Below are 15227 nucleotides of genomic sequence, written 5' to 3' on the forward strand. Positions count from 1 at the left end.
TCGGGTGGGCGCCGGGAGGGCCGCGGGAAGCTGCGGGGTGGGGTCCGCCCAGCCTGGCAGGACGATTCCACCCTAGTCCGCCGGGCCGGGGTCGGTGAAGCGCGTCATGGCGGCGGCCGGAATGAGAGAATCGAAGCGCCGCGTACCCCGCACCGCACGCGCCGTACCTCAACCCCACCCTGGAGGCGATCCTTGCCCGGTCTGAACCTGACGCGCGAAGAAGCACGCACACGCGCTGAACTGCTCACCGTCCGCTCCTACGAGGTCACCCTCGACCTGACACGCGGCGAGCGCGTGTTCCGGTCGACGACGGTCGTCGCCTTCGACGCACAGCAGGGCGCGTCGACCTTCATCGACGCCGTGACGGACACGGTGCACCGCGTCGAGCTGAACGGCGTCGAGCTCGATCCCGCGGATGTCGCCGACGGCGTCCGGATCCAGCTGCCGTCGCTCGCCGCCGGCAACGTCCTCGTCGTCGAGGCCGACATGCTGTACATGAACACCGGTGAGGGCCTCCACCGGTTCACCGATCCGGTGGACGGCGAGGTGTACCTCTATACCCAGTTCGAGGTCCCCGACTCCCGCCGCGTCTTCGCGGTCTTCGAGCAGCCGGACCTGAAGTCGACGTTCCGCTTCGCCGTGACTGCGCCGTCGCATTGGGATGTCATCTCCAACTCGGCGACCCACGAGCCCGTACAGGCCGGCTCCGTTGCCGATGGTGGCGCCGCTTCCACCTGGTACTTCGAACCGACGCCGCTCATCTCCTCGTACGTGACGGCCCTGATCGCGGGTCCCTACCAAGCCGTGCGCAGTGAATTGACGAGCTCCGACGGACGGACCATTCCCCTGGCCGTCTTCGCGCGGAAATCCCTCATGCAGTACCTGGACGCCGAGAACATCTTCGCGCTGACGCGCCAGGGTTTCGCATTCTACGAAGAGCAGTTCGGCACGCCCTACCCCTTCGGCAAGTACGACCAGCTGTTCGTGCCCGAGTTCAACGCGGGCGCGATGGAGAACGCCGGTGCCGTCACGTTCGTCGAGACCTATGTTTTCCGCTCCCGCGTGCCCGATGCGACCGTGGAACGACGCGCGATCACCATCCTCCACGAGCTGGCACACATGTGGTTCGGTGACCTCGTCACGATGCGCTGGTGGAACGACCTCTGGCTGAACGAGTCCTTCGCCGAGTTCATGTCCACCCTGGCCGCGGCCGAGGCGACGGAGTTCACGCAGTCCTGGACGACCTTCGCCATGCTCGAGAAAGGGTGGGCCTACCGCCAGGACCAGCTCCCCTCCACGCACCCGATCGTGGCGCAGATCAACGACCTCGAGGACGTCCAGGTCAACTTCGACGGCATCACCTACGCCAAGGGTGCTTCGGTCCTCAAGCAGCTCGTGGCCTGGGTGGGCCAGGAGGAGTTCATGCAGGGGGTCCGCCGGTACTTCGCCAAGCACTCCTGGAAGAACACGGAGCTCGTGGACCTCCTCTCCGAACTGGAGGCGGCGAGTGGACGCGACCTGAAGGCCTGGTCGGCGCTCTGGCTCGAGACCGCCGGCGTCAACACCCTCCGCCCCGAGTTCCAGACCGACGACGACGGTGTCATCACCTCGTTCACCATCCTGCAGACTGCGATCGAGGCCTTCCCGACCATCCGGCCGCATCGCCTCGCCGTCGGTTTCTACGATCAGGACGACGACGGCGCCCTGATCCGCGTGCACCGGCTCGAACTCGACGTCGACGGCGAGCGCACGGACGTACCCGAGCTCGTGGGACAGAAGCAGCCGGCGCTGGTGCTGCTCAATGACGACGACCTCGCGTACGCGAAGATCCGCCTGGACCCGGCGTCGCTGCGAACCTCGGTCCAGCACGTCAAGGACTTCAGGGACTCGCTCCCCCGGACCCTCGTCCTCGCCTCGGCGTGGGATGCGACCCGCGACGGGGAGACGCCGGCCCGCAACTACGTCGAACTCGTGCTGCAGAACATCGGTGCCGAGTCGGATTCGTCCGTCATTCTCGTCCTCCTTCGCCAATTGGCCTCGACCCTGACGTTCTACGTCGCGCCGGAGGACCGCGAGGCCATGGGTGATGCCGCAGCGGACACCCTCCTCGAGTTGGCGCTCGCCGCCGGCCCGGGGTCCGATGCGCAGCTGCAGTTCACCCGCGCCTTCTCGTCGCACGCCCGGACGTCCTCCCAGCTCGACGCGGTCGAGGCGATACTGACGGGTGAGCGCGTTCCCGAGGGGATCACGGTCGACCAGGACCTGCGCTGGGAGCTGCTCACGAGCCTCGTCGTCGGAGGACGCTACGGCGCCGAGGAGATCGAGGCCGAACTGGCACGCGACTCGACGGCCACGGGCGGGCTCGCGGCGGCTTCGGCCACCGCGGCACTCCCCACGGCACCTGCCAAGGACGCCGCCTGGGCTGCACTCGTCGATGCCACCGACCTGCCGAACGCCACCCAGCGCTCCATGATCTCCGGGTTCACCCGCGTGCACGACCGCTCGCTCCTCGAGCCCTTCGTCGAGCGGTACTTCGCGTCCATCCAGGACGTGTGGGCAACCCGCACGCACGAGATCGCCCAACAGATCGTCGTCGGGTTGTACCCCTCCCTGCTGACCACCCAGGACACCCTCGACCGGACGGACGCCTTCCTCTCCGGCCTCGGTGACGCATCACCGTCACTCCGGAGGCTCGTCCTCGAGAGCAGGGACGGCATCGTCCGGGCCCGGACGGCGCAGGCGGTCGACAGGTAGCCGGTCGACAGGTAGCCGGCCGACAGGTAGCCGGCCGACAGGTAGCCGGCCGACAGGTAGCCGATACGCGGCGCGTAGGCGCTGGGCAGGGAGGACCACGGTGGTCCTCCCTGCCCTACGGTCCTGCGGAATCCGTCAGGATCAGCCTGCGATACGTTCAGGGACTAGGGTCGGACCATGAACCTGCAGGAGCACCACTACTCCGCGCGCCTCCGCTGGACGGGCAACCTCGGCTCCGGCACCGCAGGATACCGGTCCTACAGTCGCGACCACCAGATCGAGGTGGACGGCCCCGGGCTGCTCCTCGGAACCGCAGATCCCACCTTCCACGGGTCAAGAGACCGCTGGAACCCGGAGCAACTTCTCCTGACCGCCGTCGCGCAGTGCCACATGCTGTCCTACCTCCACGTCGCCGTGACGGCCGGGGTGATCGTCACCGCCTATACGGACACCCCTGCCGGGACGATGCGCCTCAACCGCGACGGCAGCGGCGAGTTCACGGGCATCGTCCTTCGGCCGCACGTCGAAGTGGACGACGCCGGGCAGGTGGCGTTGGCGGACTCGCTCCACGCCGAGGCCAATCGCCTGTGCTTCATCGCTCGATCGGTCGCTTTCCCCGTGCTCCACCAACCGACAGCCACGGGGCCGGTGCCGGGTTAGCGGCCGTCGTCGTCCCTGCACGCAGCGCCTCCGCTGTAGCCTGTTAAGGCATCCCCGCGCCTACCCCTCGGGGCGGACTCCCCGGATGCCTGCGTGAAAGCGACTCTTATGACATTCCTCCCCTCCCTCGGCTACGGCGGCCAGGTCATCGGCTCACTGATCATCCTGATCGGCGCCCTGCTCCTGTGGCTCGTGATCCGTTTCCTCATCGCCAGGTCGGTGACGCGGGTCCAGAACGGCTATTCCGTCTTCAAGAAACCGCATTTCAAGTGGGCCCAGCCCGCACTCCGTCCGTTCGACAGCGCGCGTCGCGTCCAGCGCGCGGAGACGATCGGCGGCCTGCTGTCGAGCGTTGCCGCAGGCACCATCGCTATCGTCGCCATCCTGATGGCCATCGAGACCCTCGGCTTCAACATCGGTCCCATCCTCGCGAGCGTCGGCATCGTCGGCATCGCCATCGGCTTCGGAGCCCGCGAGGTGATCCGCGATGCCTTCCTCGGATTCTTCATCACGATCGAGGACCAGTACGGCATCGGCGACACCATCGAGGTCGGCGACACCGTCGGCGTCGTGCAGTCGCTCGGACTGCGCATCACGCGGATGATCGACGAGGACGGCGCCATCTGGTACGTACGCAACGGTGATATCACCAAGGTGGGCAACCGCTCGCAGGGCAACTACGTTGCACCGCCCGCCGAGCCTGTCGCTGCTGCGATCCCCTCGACCATCGAGGGAACGGCATGAGCGGGCTTCCTCCCGAGGGCCCGGGCACCTCGGCCACGGGCGATTCGGTTGCGGGCGGCGCCCAGGGCGATCCCGCGTCCCTCACTCCATCCCCGACCGCGGGCCACCTGCCGGTGCAGCCCGCGGGTGGACGCACCGCCCTGCCCGTCGAGCGTCTCGTAGCCGCCGGTCAGACCTTCAACCAGCCCGAGTACACCGACAACTTCTACGAGGCGATCGGTGGACACGCGACCTTCGTGCAGCTCGTCGACGTGTTCTACGACGGCGTGGCCGATGACGAGGTACTCCGTCCGATGTACCCCGAGCAGGACCTCGGGCCGGCCAAGGAACGCCTCCTGCTCTTCCTCGAGCAGTACTGGGGCGGACCGAAGGCCTACGGTGAGCAGCGGGGCCATCCACGCCTGCGGATGCGCCACATGCCGTTCCGCGTGGGCCCGCAGGCACGGGACCACTGGCTGCAGCACATGCGAGCGGCCGTCGAAGCCCTCGACCTCGCACCCCTGCACGAGGCCACCCTGTGGGACTACCTCGACCGCGCTGCGCACTCGATGGTCAACGCGGCCGACTGACCGTCCGGCCACCGACCGCAGGCGCCCCGGCCGTCCGGGCTAGAGGACCGCTGCTGCGCGCACAAGGATGTGGCCACGGACGGTGCTGATCCTCGACCACCGTCCGTTCTCGTGGATCGACGCGTCGCCGTCGGGGTCGAGGAAGCCCAGGCTGTATGCGCCGAAAGCAGCACCTGCAGGCACACTGCCGGGAACACTGGCGAGCTGACGACCCCAGACTTCGGCGCGGACACTGCTCACCAGCGGTGCTCCGGCGCGATCCGGGAGCGCGCGCGCTACGTCGCCGATGCCATCCCTCGCGGCCTGCTCGAGAACCGCGCACGGCACCGAGCCCGCGGGCGTCCAGCCGGCACGTGGCGGGAGAACGCCGGCCCAGTTCTCGGTGACGGTGACAGTGGGGACGGAGAACTCGACGTCGTCGCCGTGCATGCGGGCGAGCCTGTCCAGCACCGATCCCAGCGGCACGGTCGCATCGACGGTGGCCCTGCCTCCGAGCGCCATGGTCCGGAGCCCGAGCACCGTCGGGATCGGCTCGCCCAGGACGGTCGGACCGAGCGTACGGACATACGCCGCAAGGACGGGCCCTGAGCTCATCAGGCGCATCCCACCGTCGTCGTTGGCCCGGGCCCGGGCGGTGAAGGTCCTGAAATCCGCAACGGTATGGGTATCGGCGAAGCGCAATACCGGGGATGTCATGCCGCTCCTGCCTGGCGCGCGCGGCGGAAGGGAACGGGTGGGCCCTGCCAGGACTGGAGGATGCCCTTCTGCGCAGCAGAGAGGCGGACGGGCCGCCCGGTGCTGCGGCTGACGAGCACCATGGTGGTCGCCGCTATTGCGCTCGTGATGCTGTTCTCCACCTCCAGCCGGTCCCGGACGGCGTACCCGAGGTCGAAGCTGGATACGCCGACGGCCGTGATCCACAGGTCGACGGCGGCCGGGACGGTGCTGAAGTTCAGCGGCGCCCGGTACTCGATCTCCTGTCGTCCCACGAGGGTGTAATGGTCCGGGTCGATGACTTCCATGAACGACCCACCCGCCTGCGGCTGACTCATGAGGTGCACCCGAGCGTCCTCCAGGAACTGGAAGTACCGCACGTTGTTCACGTGACCGTAGGAGTCCTCGTCGCCGAAGCGCAGGTGAAGGGGGATGGTGTGGACCGGAGACATAGGGCCATCATCTCAAACGCCTGCCTGCCGGATACATTCGGCGGGCCCCGTCCCGGATCGGTGTGAGGAGGGCCATATGCCTGCGGCGGTATCCGTGTTGAGTGCCGGTGGGGCTGCGTCTACTGTCAGTAGACGCCCGGAAGCACGCGCTTCCATCGCACCTGTCCCCGAGGAGACACCGAACCATGGCAGAACACGCGCCGCCAGCAGAGGCCCCCGACGTCGCGGCACCGACCAAGGACCCGACCGCTGCCCTCCTCGATCTTCTCGATCTCAGTTCGGCCGAGGGTGCCCAGACGGATGAAGAGATCTTCGTCGGAACGAGCGCGCGACAGCCGAGCCGCCGCGTCTTCGGCGGACAGGTCCTCGCCCAATCGCTCATCGCGGCCATGCGCACCGTAGAGCCCACCCGCGACGTCCACTCGATGCACGGGTATTTCCTCCGTGCCGGCGACGCGGACAAGCCCATCACCTTCGGCGTCCAGCGCCTGCGGGACGGCCGTTCCTTTTCCGCGCGCCGGACGCACGCATACCAGAACGGCGTCCCCATCCTCTCGATGATCGCCTCCTTCCAGGAACCGGACGACGGCGTCGTCCACCAGGACCCGATGCCCGCGAACGTGCCCGACCCGGAGGACCTCCCGTCCACGGCGGACCTCCTCGGCGGCTTGGACCATCCCGTCGCCCGCGCCTGGGCCTTCGACCGCCCCTTCGACATCCGGCACATCGATGCGCCGCTGTACCTGTCGAACGAGGGGTCGAAGGAACCCCGGAACGCGGTGTGGATGCGCAGCCTGGGACCCATGCCGGCTGATCCCAACCTCCACCGGGCCGCCCTGGCCTACGCGAGCGACTACACCCTGCTGGAGTCGATCCTGCGTCCTCATGGACTCAGCTGGATCCAGAAGGGCATGAGTGTCGCCAGTCTCGATCACGCCATGTGGTGGCACCGACCCGTGCGCGTCGACGACTGGCTCCTCTATGTGCAGAGCTCTCCCAGTGCCTCCGGCGCCCGCGGACTGGCGGCCGGCCGCATCTACAACCGCGGCGGAGAGCTCGTGGCAAGCGTGGCCCAGGAGGGCATGGTCCGGATCCCGTCGGCCTGACGTCGGCTCTGCGCCTCCTGGCTCTGCCTGAGGCGCAGGAAAGGGAAGGACCCGACCGCCGGTCGGGTCCTTCCCTTTATTACTGCAGTGTTGCTCTGTAGCCCAGCGTCAGTCGCGCGTGAGGCGCCGGTGGGTGACGCGGTGCGGCTTCGCCGCGTCGGGGCCGAGGCGCTCCACCTTGTTCTGCTCATATGCGTCGAAGTTGCCTTCGAACCAGTACCAGGCGTCCGGGTTCTCCTCGGTTCCCTCATAGGACAGGATGTGCGTCGCGACCCGGTCGAGGAACCACCGGTCGTGCGAGACGACGACGGCGCAGCCGGGGAATTCCAGCAGCGCGTTCTCGAGGCTGGAGAGGGTCTCGACGTCGAGGTCGTTGGTCGGTTCGTCGAGAAGCAACAGGTTGCCTCCCTGCTTGAGGGTCATCGCGAGGTTCAGGCGGTTTCGCTCACCGCCCGACAGCACGCCGGCTTTCTTCTGCTGGTCCGGGCCCTTGAAGCCGAAGGCCGAGACGTAGGCTCGGGACGGCATTTCGACCTGCCCCACCTGGATGAAGTCGAGTCCGTCGGAGACGACCTCCCACAGGGATTTGTTCGGATCCAGGCCGGCGCGGGACTGGTCGACGTACGAGATCTTGACGGAATCGCCGATGCGCAGTTCTCCACCGTCGAGGGGCTCGAGGCCGACGATGGTCTTGAACAGCGTGGTCTTGCCGACACCATTGGGGCCGATGACCCCGACGATGCCATTGCGCGGCAGAGAGAAGGACAACCCGTCGATGAGTACCCGCTCGTCGTAGCCCTTCTTCAGTTTGTGCGCCTCGATGACCTGGCTGCCGAGGCGAGGACCCATGGGGATTTGGATCTCCTCGAAGTCCAGCTTCCGCGTGCGATCGGCTTCCGCTGCCATCTCCTCGTAGCGGTTCAGTCGGGCCTTGGACTTCGTCTGGCGGCCCTTGGCATTCGAGCGGACCCATTCGAGTTCCTCGGTCAGCCGCCTGGAGAGCTTCTGGTCCTTCTTGCCCTGGACCTCGAGGCGCGCGCGCTTCTTCTCCAGGTAGGTCGAGTAGTTGCCCTCGTAGGGGTACAGGTGGCCCCGGTCCACCTCGGCGATCCATTCGGCGACGTGGTCGAGGAAGTACCGGTCGTGGGTGACGGCCAGGACGGCGCCGGCGTAGGACTTGAGGTGCTGCTCCAGCCAGAGCACGCTCTCGGCGTCCAGGTGGTTGGTGGGTTCGTCGAGGAGCAGGAGGTCCGGTTTCTGCAGGAGGAGCTTGCAGAGCGCCACGCGCCGGCGTTCACCACCGGAGAGGACACGGACATCGGCGTCCGGCGGCGGACAACGCAGGGCGTCCATGGCCTGCTCCAGCTGGGAATCGAGGTCCCAGGCGTCGGCTGCGTCGATTGCTTCCTGCAGCTTGCCCATCTCGTCGAGCAGTGTGTCGTAATCGGCGTCCGGGTTCGCCATCTCCTCGGAGATCGCGTTGAACCGCTCGATCTTCCCGTAGATCTCACCGACGCCCTCCTGGACGTTGCCGAGTACGGTCTTCTCCTCGTTGAGGGGCGGTTCCTGCAGGAGTATGCCCACTGAATAGCCTGCGCTGAGGCGCGCCTCACCGTTCGACGGCGTATCGAGGCCCGCCATGATTTTCAGGATGGTGGACTTACCGGAGCCATTCGGTCCGACGACACCGATCTTCGCGCCGGGGAAGAACGACATGCTGACGTCGTCGAGGATTACTTTGTCGCCAACAGCCTTGCGGGTCTTGGTCATTGTGTAGATAAATTCCGCCATGAGTCCAAGGCTAGTGGTTGCCTACCGTGTTCTCACACTTGGGCGGCTCACCCTGCCCGGCGGGGACCGCCACCCTGCTCCGCGGAAGGAGTCCGCATCAGCGCTGATCACCGACAAAGCACCCCCCGGACGCGAGGGCCGGGAGCACCACCGCCGAGACGACACCCTCGCGTACCTCGCCGAAGACGCAGCGCCCGGCCACCAGACCGGCACCCTGGATGGCATCCACGTCGAGTCCCGTCGGCGTGCGGTCGATCGACACCTCCACGAGTTCCGGAACAGCTCCGGCGTCCGCAAATCCCTGTTCGATGGCTGCCCCGACGTCCTCACGCGTCACCGTACCCCCGCTATCAGCGAGGCCCTGCAGCGCCGACCGGACGGAAGCGGCGACCGGTGCGGCGTCCCTGTCCGAAGATGACGGCAGAGGAGGGGCCGCTGTGAGGCCGGGGTCGGAGGAGGGCGATGGAGGCGATGAAACGGATGGAGTCGCGACATCCGCACCGGACTCCTGGGGAGCCGGCGCTGCTTCGGCCTCCCCTGTCGTCATCACCGGACCGTCGGCAGCCGGGGCAGGAGCGAAGTCCCTAGCCGCAGTGCAGGATGAGAGCACGACAAGGGCCGCTGCACACGAGACGACCACGCGCAGGATGCTGCAAGGTCGGCGAAGGGGACGTGCTGGCGCGGCTATGATCACCTTCTCATCCTGCCACGCGCCTCCGGGAGCGCTCATCGGCGCTCCTTGGAGGCAGACCGCGGCGGGCCCCATGGCCCTCCCACCACCCCGCCTGACGGCGTCGTGCATGCTCGACTAGAACGGGACGGACGCTGCGTCCACGAGGTCCTGCCGCCTGGCCGCCTCGTGTCCCTCGGATGATGGTCCCGTCCCGCCCTCCGCATCACCTATTGCTCCTTCATCCGCGTCGACGATCGACCCGTCGATCTCACCCGTCGCGGGGTCGACGCCGCCGGGAAGCCCATCGGGACCACTGTCCTGAGTGGCCGGATCGACGAGTTGATCATCGGCGTGCGCTACGGAGGGTGCCTCTGCCCTATCCGTGGCCGTCCGCCTGAAGTTCGCCGTACCCCACATGAGGTCGTGACCCGCCGTGTCGGCGTCGATCTCCACCGACGTTCCCGTACGGCCGTCCGCATTGATCCACGGCCGGACCTTGAGGCGACCGGTGACGATCACGCGGTCGCCCTTCTTGATGCTCACTCCGGCATTGGTGGCCAGCTGCCGGAACATCGAGACGGAGTACCAGTTGGTGTGCCCGTCCACCCACGCGTTGGCCTCCCTGTCGAAGCGACGTTCCGTGGAGCACATGCGGAACCCTGTGATCGGTAGTCCGCTCTGCGCCAGTGTCACGCGCACCTCTGTTGCGACGTAGCCCCGCACGGTGATGATGTCAGTCATGATGTGTCCTTCCGTTGGTCTGGAGGACGGTGTGGCACCGGCCCGGGTCCAGTCTCGGCTCCCGGTCGGGGACCACGTCCGTGCGTGGGTCCTATGTTGATAACCCGCCAGGGCGGGATCCTTGGTACGCCAACCCTGCGAGGTTCGGAAGCACTTCTTCCCGGAATTCACGGCTTGAGCCTGATCCGGCTGTCTTCCTAGCGTGGAGACATGGATACCGCATCGCGCCCCCGGACCACGGACACCGGGGCAAGGGTCATCGGGAGCCTCGACGAGCTGGGGGAGATCGTGCAGGGCGACGAGCCCGTGTACCTTCGCTACTCCTGCGGGTTCGCGGCGGATAGGGATTCGACGAGCAAGGACGGCGAGAGCGGCCTGACCCTGCCGGGGCTCTCTGTCAATCCCCTCACTCCCGAGCAGTGGTGGACACGACCGATGCAGGACTGGCTTGCCCGACAGATCTGCCAGTACCGGCATCTGGCGGAGGAAGAGGACCGTTTTCCCTGGATCCTCACGGGCACGTGCGTGGGCCGGGGGCCCGACTGCGAGCCGCTGCTCACCGACGTGACGCCTCTCGGTCGCCTGCACGACCGGCTGCTGCACGAAGCGGAAAAGGTGTACGACGAGAGGTTCGATACAGGGAACCAGCCCTAGGCGTCCACTCCTGAATCGGGAAAGGACCGGACGCATCGGCGTCCGGTCCTTTTCACTGTGCCCCCGGCAGGATTCGAACCTGCGACCAGAGGATTAGCAGGAAGCGCTACGCGCAGATACGTTCTAGCGCGCGTAAGCCCGCTACTTTCCTGCAATCACGGGGCTGAACAGGGTATCCGCACTTCTGCCTGCCCGTGTCGATCCGTCCCGATACGTGTCGATACGCGGGGTTTCCGGTGGGTAAGCGGTGGGCGGCGTCCACTCCTGAGTGCCTAACTGAGGTCCCTCATTCGTCCGGTCATCAGAGCGATGTCCGTTCCAAGCTTCACGGCTTCCTCGGGGGTTAGCTCCACCTCGACGTCGACGTGGAGCCGGAGACCCACCCCCGTAGTCCAGGCAAGGGCGAGGAAGTAGCCGTCACTGATCGTTGGACCCCAGTAGACATTCCCGTTATCCGCGTCCTGTGTGAATCCATCTGGTGCAGTGGTGAGACCCATTGTTGTTCTCCTTTAGTGAGACCCCCTGAGCGGGCTGGTGAGCTCACTGAACACCCCTGAATAAGTCCGCGCAAGCCCGGCATGCCATACGGAATGATCCATTCCATACAGCCGCTTCTTGCGTGGATCTTGCCTAATTCCTGATCTATCCGACCCCTGTCCAACATTCGATCTAGCGTCCCCAGTCCTTCTTCAAGTTTGACGGTAGGGGTGCTCCGTCCATGTACCCGCGCATGGTCCTAGCAGAGGCTTCGTGCCCGTACTTCTCGAGCTTCTCGATCGCCAGGGTTAGGAGCTGTCGCAGCTTTGCGGCTTCGGCCCGGGTGTCAGCGAGGACCTGCCACTGCTCGGGCTTGTCCCCGCCGGCCCACTGCCTGAGGTATCGCCATGAGGTGAGTTTCACTTCCTCGCGCTCAAACTCACTTGGATGCTTGGGCCTTCCATTCCTCAGGAGATGGTTTCGCACCTCCTCCTCTCGCCACTGGGCTTCCTGCTGCTCCACTAAGCGCAGGATCTTGTCCGAGCTCCCGGCCACCAACGCTTTCACGATGGATAGGGTGACGTCCGTTGGTACGAAGTAGCCGCGGGCCGACCGATAGGAGTGTTCACTGTGGGGAACGCTGCATCCGATGGCCTGCTCGAGAGCGCCAACATCGTAGATGAGACTGACGCCGTTGCGGTCCATTGCGTACTCCATGACGCCGGGCTCGAGGAGCTCATCGACAGCCCACCCGAAGGCCTCCACGAGACCCTCGCTGGCGGTTGGTGATGCCGCGGTCAGTTGCGCCCAGTTCGCTTCGTCCTGACGGCGCTGGTCCACGTCCGCCCAGAGGACCTGCAGGCGCTGCGGTGGCACCCACTCCTCCGCCTGATCCTGTCCCTCCGCGAGGAACCGAACGAGGACCCTTTTCGCTTGCCGGCCTCGGCCCTGCCTGACGAACTCCACCTGCTCGAAGTCGCCCTTCGCGCCCTGCCTATAACCGTAGCGCTGGCCCTCCTCAAGCATCCGGCGCCACAGGGTACTTTTTCGGCTGTCCCGTGGCGAGAGCCTCGATCGATGCGAGGATGTCGGCTGCCAAGAGGTCACCGGGGAACGGCAATCGATCTCCCCAAGCCTCATGAGTCCGCCAAGGGTCAATGCCGATTGCCCATTCGTGGGGATCGATGTTGATCGTGTCCGAGGGTTCGCTGCGGCGGAGCAAAATGGTGTACTGCCGGGGTATCTGCGCGATGAGAACGGGTAGCTTCAGTTCGGCACGATACTGACGATTTGCCTCTTCAGAGGTTTCCATGGCGATGCGCGAGCTGCGGACCCTTTCGCGGCCGAGCAGTGTTGTGAGGACCTCCTCGAGAAGGCTTATGACGCGGCGGTCCCGAGCGTCTTTCTCCCGCCTCTGCTCATCCTGCCGGCGCAAGATGATGTCGCGCCCTAAGATCCATAGCGCGACTAGAGTCGCCGCGAGAGTAGCAATAGCAGACAGCGCGTCCCAGCCCCCAGATTCCATTCGGGCATCATGTCACAACGACGCTGGCGCCCCACCTCCGAAGAGATGGGGCGCCAATGCACTAAGCCGGATTTATGGGTGAAGTTAGACCGGCTCCGGCCAAGTGACCCGGCCAGAGAGGTCCGCGAGTACGCCGCCTTCCATGTGCGCGTATTCGAATTGGCGGGTCTCGGGGTGGTTGCCGCCGTAGGTGCCGTAGTGGAACTGCGGGCCCACTGCCCGGTTGTACCCGATGGCGGCGGGTGCATCGAAGTAGCTGACCCCGTCGAACCATGCCTTCAGGTAGCCGCCGCCACTCTTGCTGAAGGTGGATGCCGAGACGAACCGGTGCCACTTGCCCGGCGTGAAGGTGAAACCGGTACGGACCACCGTGGAAGGGCTGGCGGTGCTCTTGTTCGGCCATGAACCGCCAACGAGCAGCGGGTTCACCTGAGCCGAGCTGCCGTTGATCGGGTCGGACCGGGTGATGAGGTGCACCTTGTTGCCCTCGTACTGGACGAGGGACAGTTCGGGAGACAGCCCTGACGTATCGCCGGCATCGTTCGTGTACCGGTATTGGAACATGAGGACGTAGGCATCGCTTGAGACCGACGGCTTCAGGATGCGGAACCAGAAACTCGTCCAGACCGGCACGTCGAAGGGCAGTGCCCCGCCGACGATCAGCTCGGCGCGGCGCTGAGTCGCCCCGTCTTCAGGCATCCGGTCACCGTTACGGATCTCGAAACGTGTCCGGTGTCGGGCGTTCCGTGCGACCTGGACCGCGTAGAACGTCTTCTCATCGGCGAGGACCGATGTTTCGCCGTGGGTCGCAGCCAACTGAAGGGAGCCGATGGCCTGATCCCGTAGCGCCCTACCCGAGTTCAGGAACCGGGGGATATTCACGAACTGAGGCGGGGCGAGCACTTCCGAATCGCCGGGCACGTAGGCGGCTCGCGGGACGAGAAGGATCTTTTCGACCGTGTAGCTCCCATCGAGGGCAGACGCGATGTTCAGCGACTTACCCACGACGGTGACGTTCCGGGCGATGACGCCCCGCTCGGCCGTCATCGCGAGAAGGGCATACTCGCCATTAGCCGGAACTGTCAGGGTGTGAGTCGACGCCGGCCATGATCCGACGAGGTAGGGCGGCTGGATGAACGCTTCGCCCTGCCGGGCGTGCGTGGTCGCGGTCGTCATGAAGTCACCGATAGACAGGATCACCGGCTCGGCGCCGACACCGCCGTTGCGGGTGATGACCACGAGTGCCACCTGTGCCGCACCCCCGGGATCGCCGAGGCGTACCGTCGCACGGTGCTTCCCGCCGTTGAGGGTGGAGACGGGCACGGTGGCGCCGAGGACGCCGGTCGAGGAGTTGAACCATCCGGCGTGAAGTCGGGCGTTGTCCACCGCTGCGGTCGGGTGGGTCAGTTCACAGTTGAAGGACAGGATGACGTCTGATCCTGGCGTGAAGATCGGGACGCGGATACCGGCCGCAAGCGCCCCGCCTACGGGCGTGATGCTGAAGGTCAGGCTAGTCGGCGCCACGCTGACCACCGTTTTGACCTGGCTGTTATTGTGCCCGAACCACTGGGAGGGGAACGCGCCACCGGACCCGACAACTCCGACCGTGCCACCGCTAAACGGGTAGTTCGGGGTGATGTTCGCCCCGGCCTGGAACGCTTGGAGGGCGCCACTCGTGGCGAATGTCGGGGCTGTGAGGGTCGCGACGGTTGCCCGGTCGGGCTGGCGTACGTTCTCAAGCCGGTAGTCGCCGTTCACGAAGTCGGCCAGGACAGAGGACTTGGCGTAGAGCGATTCGAGTGTCCGGGCGTACGTCGTCAGGGCTTCCGTTTTGTCCAGTTTGGGTGCGGTCTCGGTCGCAATAGTGGCACTTAGTGCAACTCGCGCCGCCGTTCCTGGTGTTTGGATTTCGGTGGCGATGGCCTGAGCGGTCGGGACGACGTTGGAGCCGTCCTGGCCGGGCTCGCCCTTGAAGGTCCCTGCCGCAGCGGCAGCCTCCAGCTCAGCCGTAACACGGGCAGGCATCTCGGCCGCTACCAACTGAGCAGCTGCACGTGCCTCGTCAACAGCTTTCTTCATGCCGTCGTTGGAGAGACGCTCCCATTCGAAGGTCCCGGACTTGAAGATGTGGGCGTAACTGTCCGATGTGACCCGGACGTCGGGCATGACGGACCGGTCCGATGTTTTGATGGTCGTCGCCGCTCGCCCGCCCACCTTCACCGGCAGGGGATTGGTTTTGGAGATGTCACCGAGCTCAAACACCTGGAACTCCGCGCCAGGTGCAGCGATGAACTCACTGACCGAATCGTCTGCGTCAACATTCGCCGAGTTACCGGCGACGACACCTTCGTAGAAAACTTCCAACAT

Annotated in this window: 15 protein-coding genes; 6 read left to right on the forward strand and 9 right to left on the reverse strand. The window is 66.0% G+C overall.

Annotation, left to right across the window (positions count from 1 at the left end; genetic code table 11):
• Positions 1-201: 201 nt before the first annotated feature.
• The 4 genes from pepN (at position 202) to D6T63_RS04145 (ending at position 4727) form a co-directional block, all read left to right on the forward strand.
• On the forward strand, positions 202-2754 hold the full coding sequence (gene pepN, locus D6T63_RS04130; protein ID WP_120148041.1) for an aminopeptidase N: 2553 nt from the start codon (positions 202-204) through the stop codon (positions 2752-2754).
• Positions 2755-2931: 177 nt separating this feature from the next.
• Positions 2932-3414 (forward strand): OsmC family protein, encoded by a 483-nt coding sequence (locus D6T63_RS04135; protein ID WP_120147765.1) that lies wholly within the window; start codon positions 2932-2934, stop codon positions 3412-3414.
• Between the two features lie 108 nt (positions 3415-3522).
• On the forward strand, positions 3523-4158 hold the full coding sequence (locus D6T63_RS04140) for a mechanosensitive ion channel family protein (protein ID WP_120147766.1): 636 nt from the start codon (positions 3523-3525) through the stop codon (positions 4156-4158).
• Between the two features lie 140 nt (positions 4159-4298).
• Positions 4299-4727, forward strand: coding sequence for a globin (locus D6T63_RS04145; RefSeq protein ID WP_120148042.1), 429 nt, complete (start codon positions 4299-4301; stop codon positions 4725-4727).
• A 39-nt stretch (positions 4728-4766) separates the two neighbouring features.
• On the opposite strand, the gene D6T63_RS04150 is transcribed toward D6T63_RS04145, so the two are convergent.
• Complete coding sequence (locus D6T63_RS04150) at positions 4767-5423, reverse strand: hypothetical protein (protein ID WP_120147767.1); 657 nt, start codon at positions 5421-5423, stop codon at positions 4767-4769.
• Positions 5420-5893 (reverse strand): acyl-CoA thioesterase, encoded by a 474-nt coding sequence (locus tag D6T63_RS04155; RefSeq protein WP_120147768.1) that lies wholly within the window; start codon positions 5891-5893, stop codon positions 5420-5422. The genes D6T63_RS04150 and D6T63_RS04155 overlap by 4 nt, the downstream gene beginning before the upstream one ends.
• A gap of 185 nt (positions 5894-6078) precedes the next feature.
• Here D6T63_RS04155 and D6T63_RS04160 point away from each other — a divergent pair, with 185 nt between their 5' ends.
• Positions 6079-6999 carry an acyl-CoA thioesterase gene (locus D6T63_RS04160; protein WP_120147769.1) on the forward strand — a complete coding sequence of 307 codons (921 nt, stop codon included), beginning with the start codon at positions 6079-6081 and terminating at the stop codon, positions 6997-6999.
• A 108-nt stretch (positions 7000-7107) separates the two neighbouring features.
• Here D6T63_RS04160 and ettA read toward each other — a convergent pair whose 3' ends face one another.
• From ettA to ssb, 3 genes are all read right to left on the reverse strand, one after another.
• Positions 7108-8790, reverse strand: a complete 1683-nt coding sequence (ettA, locus tag D6T63_RS04165; RefSeq protein ID WP_120147770.1) for an energy-dependent translational throttle protein EttA — start codon at positions 8788-8790, stop codon at positions 7108-7110.
• Between the two features lie 97 nt (positions 8791-8887).
• Positions 8888-9337: a DUF6993 domain-containing protein gene (locus D6T63_RS04170; protein WP_147394299.1), complete on the reverse strand. Its 450-nt coding sequence runs from the start codon at positions 9335-9337 to the stop codon at positions 8888-8890.
• A gap of 261 nt (positions 9338-9598) precedes the next feature.
• Positions 9599-10204 carry a single-stranded DNA-binding protein gene (gene ssb, locus D6T63_RS04175; RefSeq protein WP_120147772.1) on the reverse strand — a complete coding sequence of 202 codons (606 nt, stop codon included), beginning with the start codon at positions 10202-10204 and terminating at the stop codon, positions 9599-9601.
• A 210-nt stretch (positions 10205-10414) separates the two neighbouring features.
• Here ssb and D6T63_RS04180 point away from each other — a divergent pair, with 210 nt between their 5' ends.
• A complete protein-coding gene (locus tag D6T63_RS04180; RefSeq protein WP_120147773.1) occupies positions 10415-10858 on the forward strand; it encodes a DUF6098 family protein in 444 nt (147 codons plus the stop codon).
• Between the two features lie 272 nt (positions 10859-11130).
• On the opposite strand, the gene D6T63_RS04185 is transcribed toward D6T63_RS04180, so the two are convergent.
• From D6T63_RS04185 to D6T63_RS04200, 4 genes are all read right to left on the reverse strand, one after another.
• Positions 11131-11355 (reverse strand): hypothetical protein, encoded by a 225-nt coding sequence (locus D6T63_RS04185; protein WP_120147774.1) that lies wholly within the window; start codon positions 11353-11355, stop codon positions 11131-11133.
• Between the two features lie 172 nt (positions 11356-11527).
• Positions 11528-12361: a hypothetical protein gene (locus tag D6T63_RS04190; RefSeq protein ID WP_120147775.1), complete on the reverse strand. Its 834-nt coding sequence runs from the start codon at positions 12359-12361 to the stop codon at positions 11528-11530.
• The gene (locus D6T63_RS04195; RefSeq protein WP_120147776.1) at positions 12354-12860 is read right to left on the reverse strand and encodes a hypothetical protein; all 507 of its coding nucleotides are present in this window, start codon (positions 12858-12860) and stop codon (positions 12354-12356) included. Before D6T63_RS04195 ends, D6T63_RS04190 begins: the two co-directional genes overlap by 8 nt.
• Positions 12861-12944: 84 nt before the next feature.
• Positions 12945-15227 (reverse strand): heparin lyase I family protein, encoded by a 2283-nt coding sequence (locus D6T63_RS04200; protein WP_120147777.1) that lies wholly within the window; start codon positions 15225-15227, stop codon positions 12945-12947.

This window comes from Arthrobacter cheniae (genome assembly GCF_003602275.1).
GTDB lineage: Bacteria > Actinomycetota > Actinomycetes > Actinomycetales > Micrococcaceae > Arthrobacter_D > Arthrobacter_D cheniae.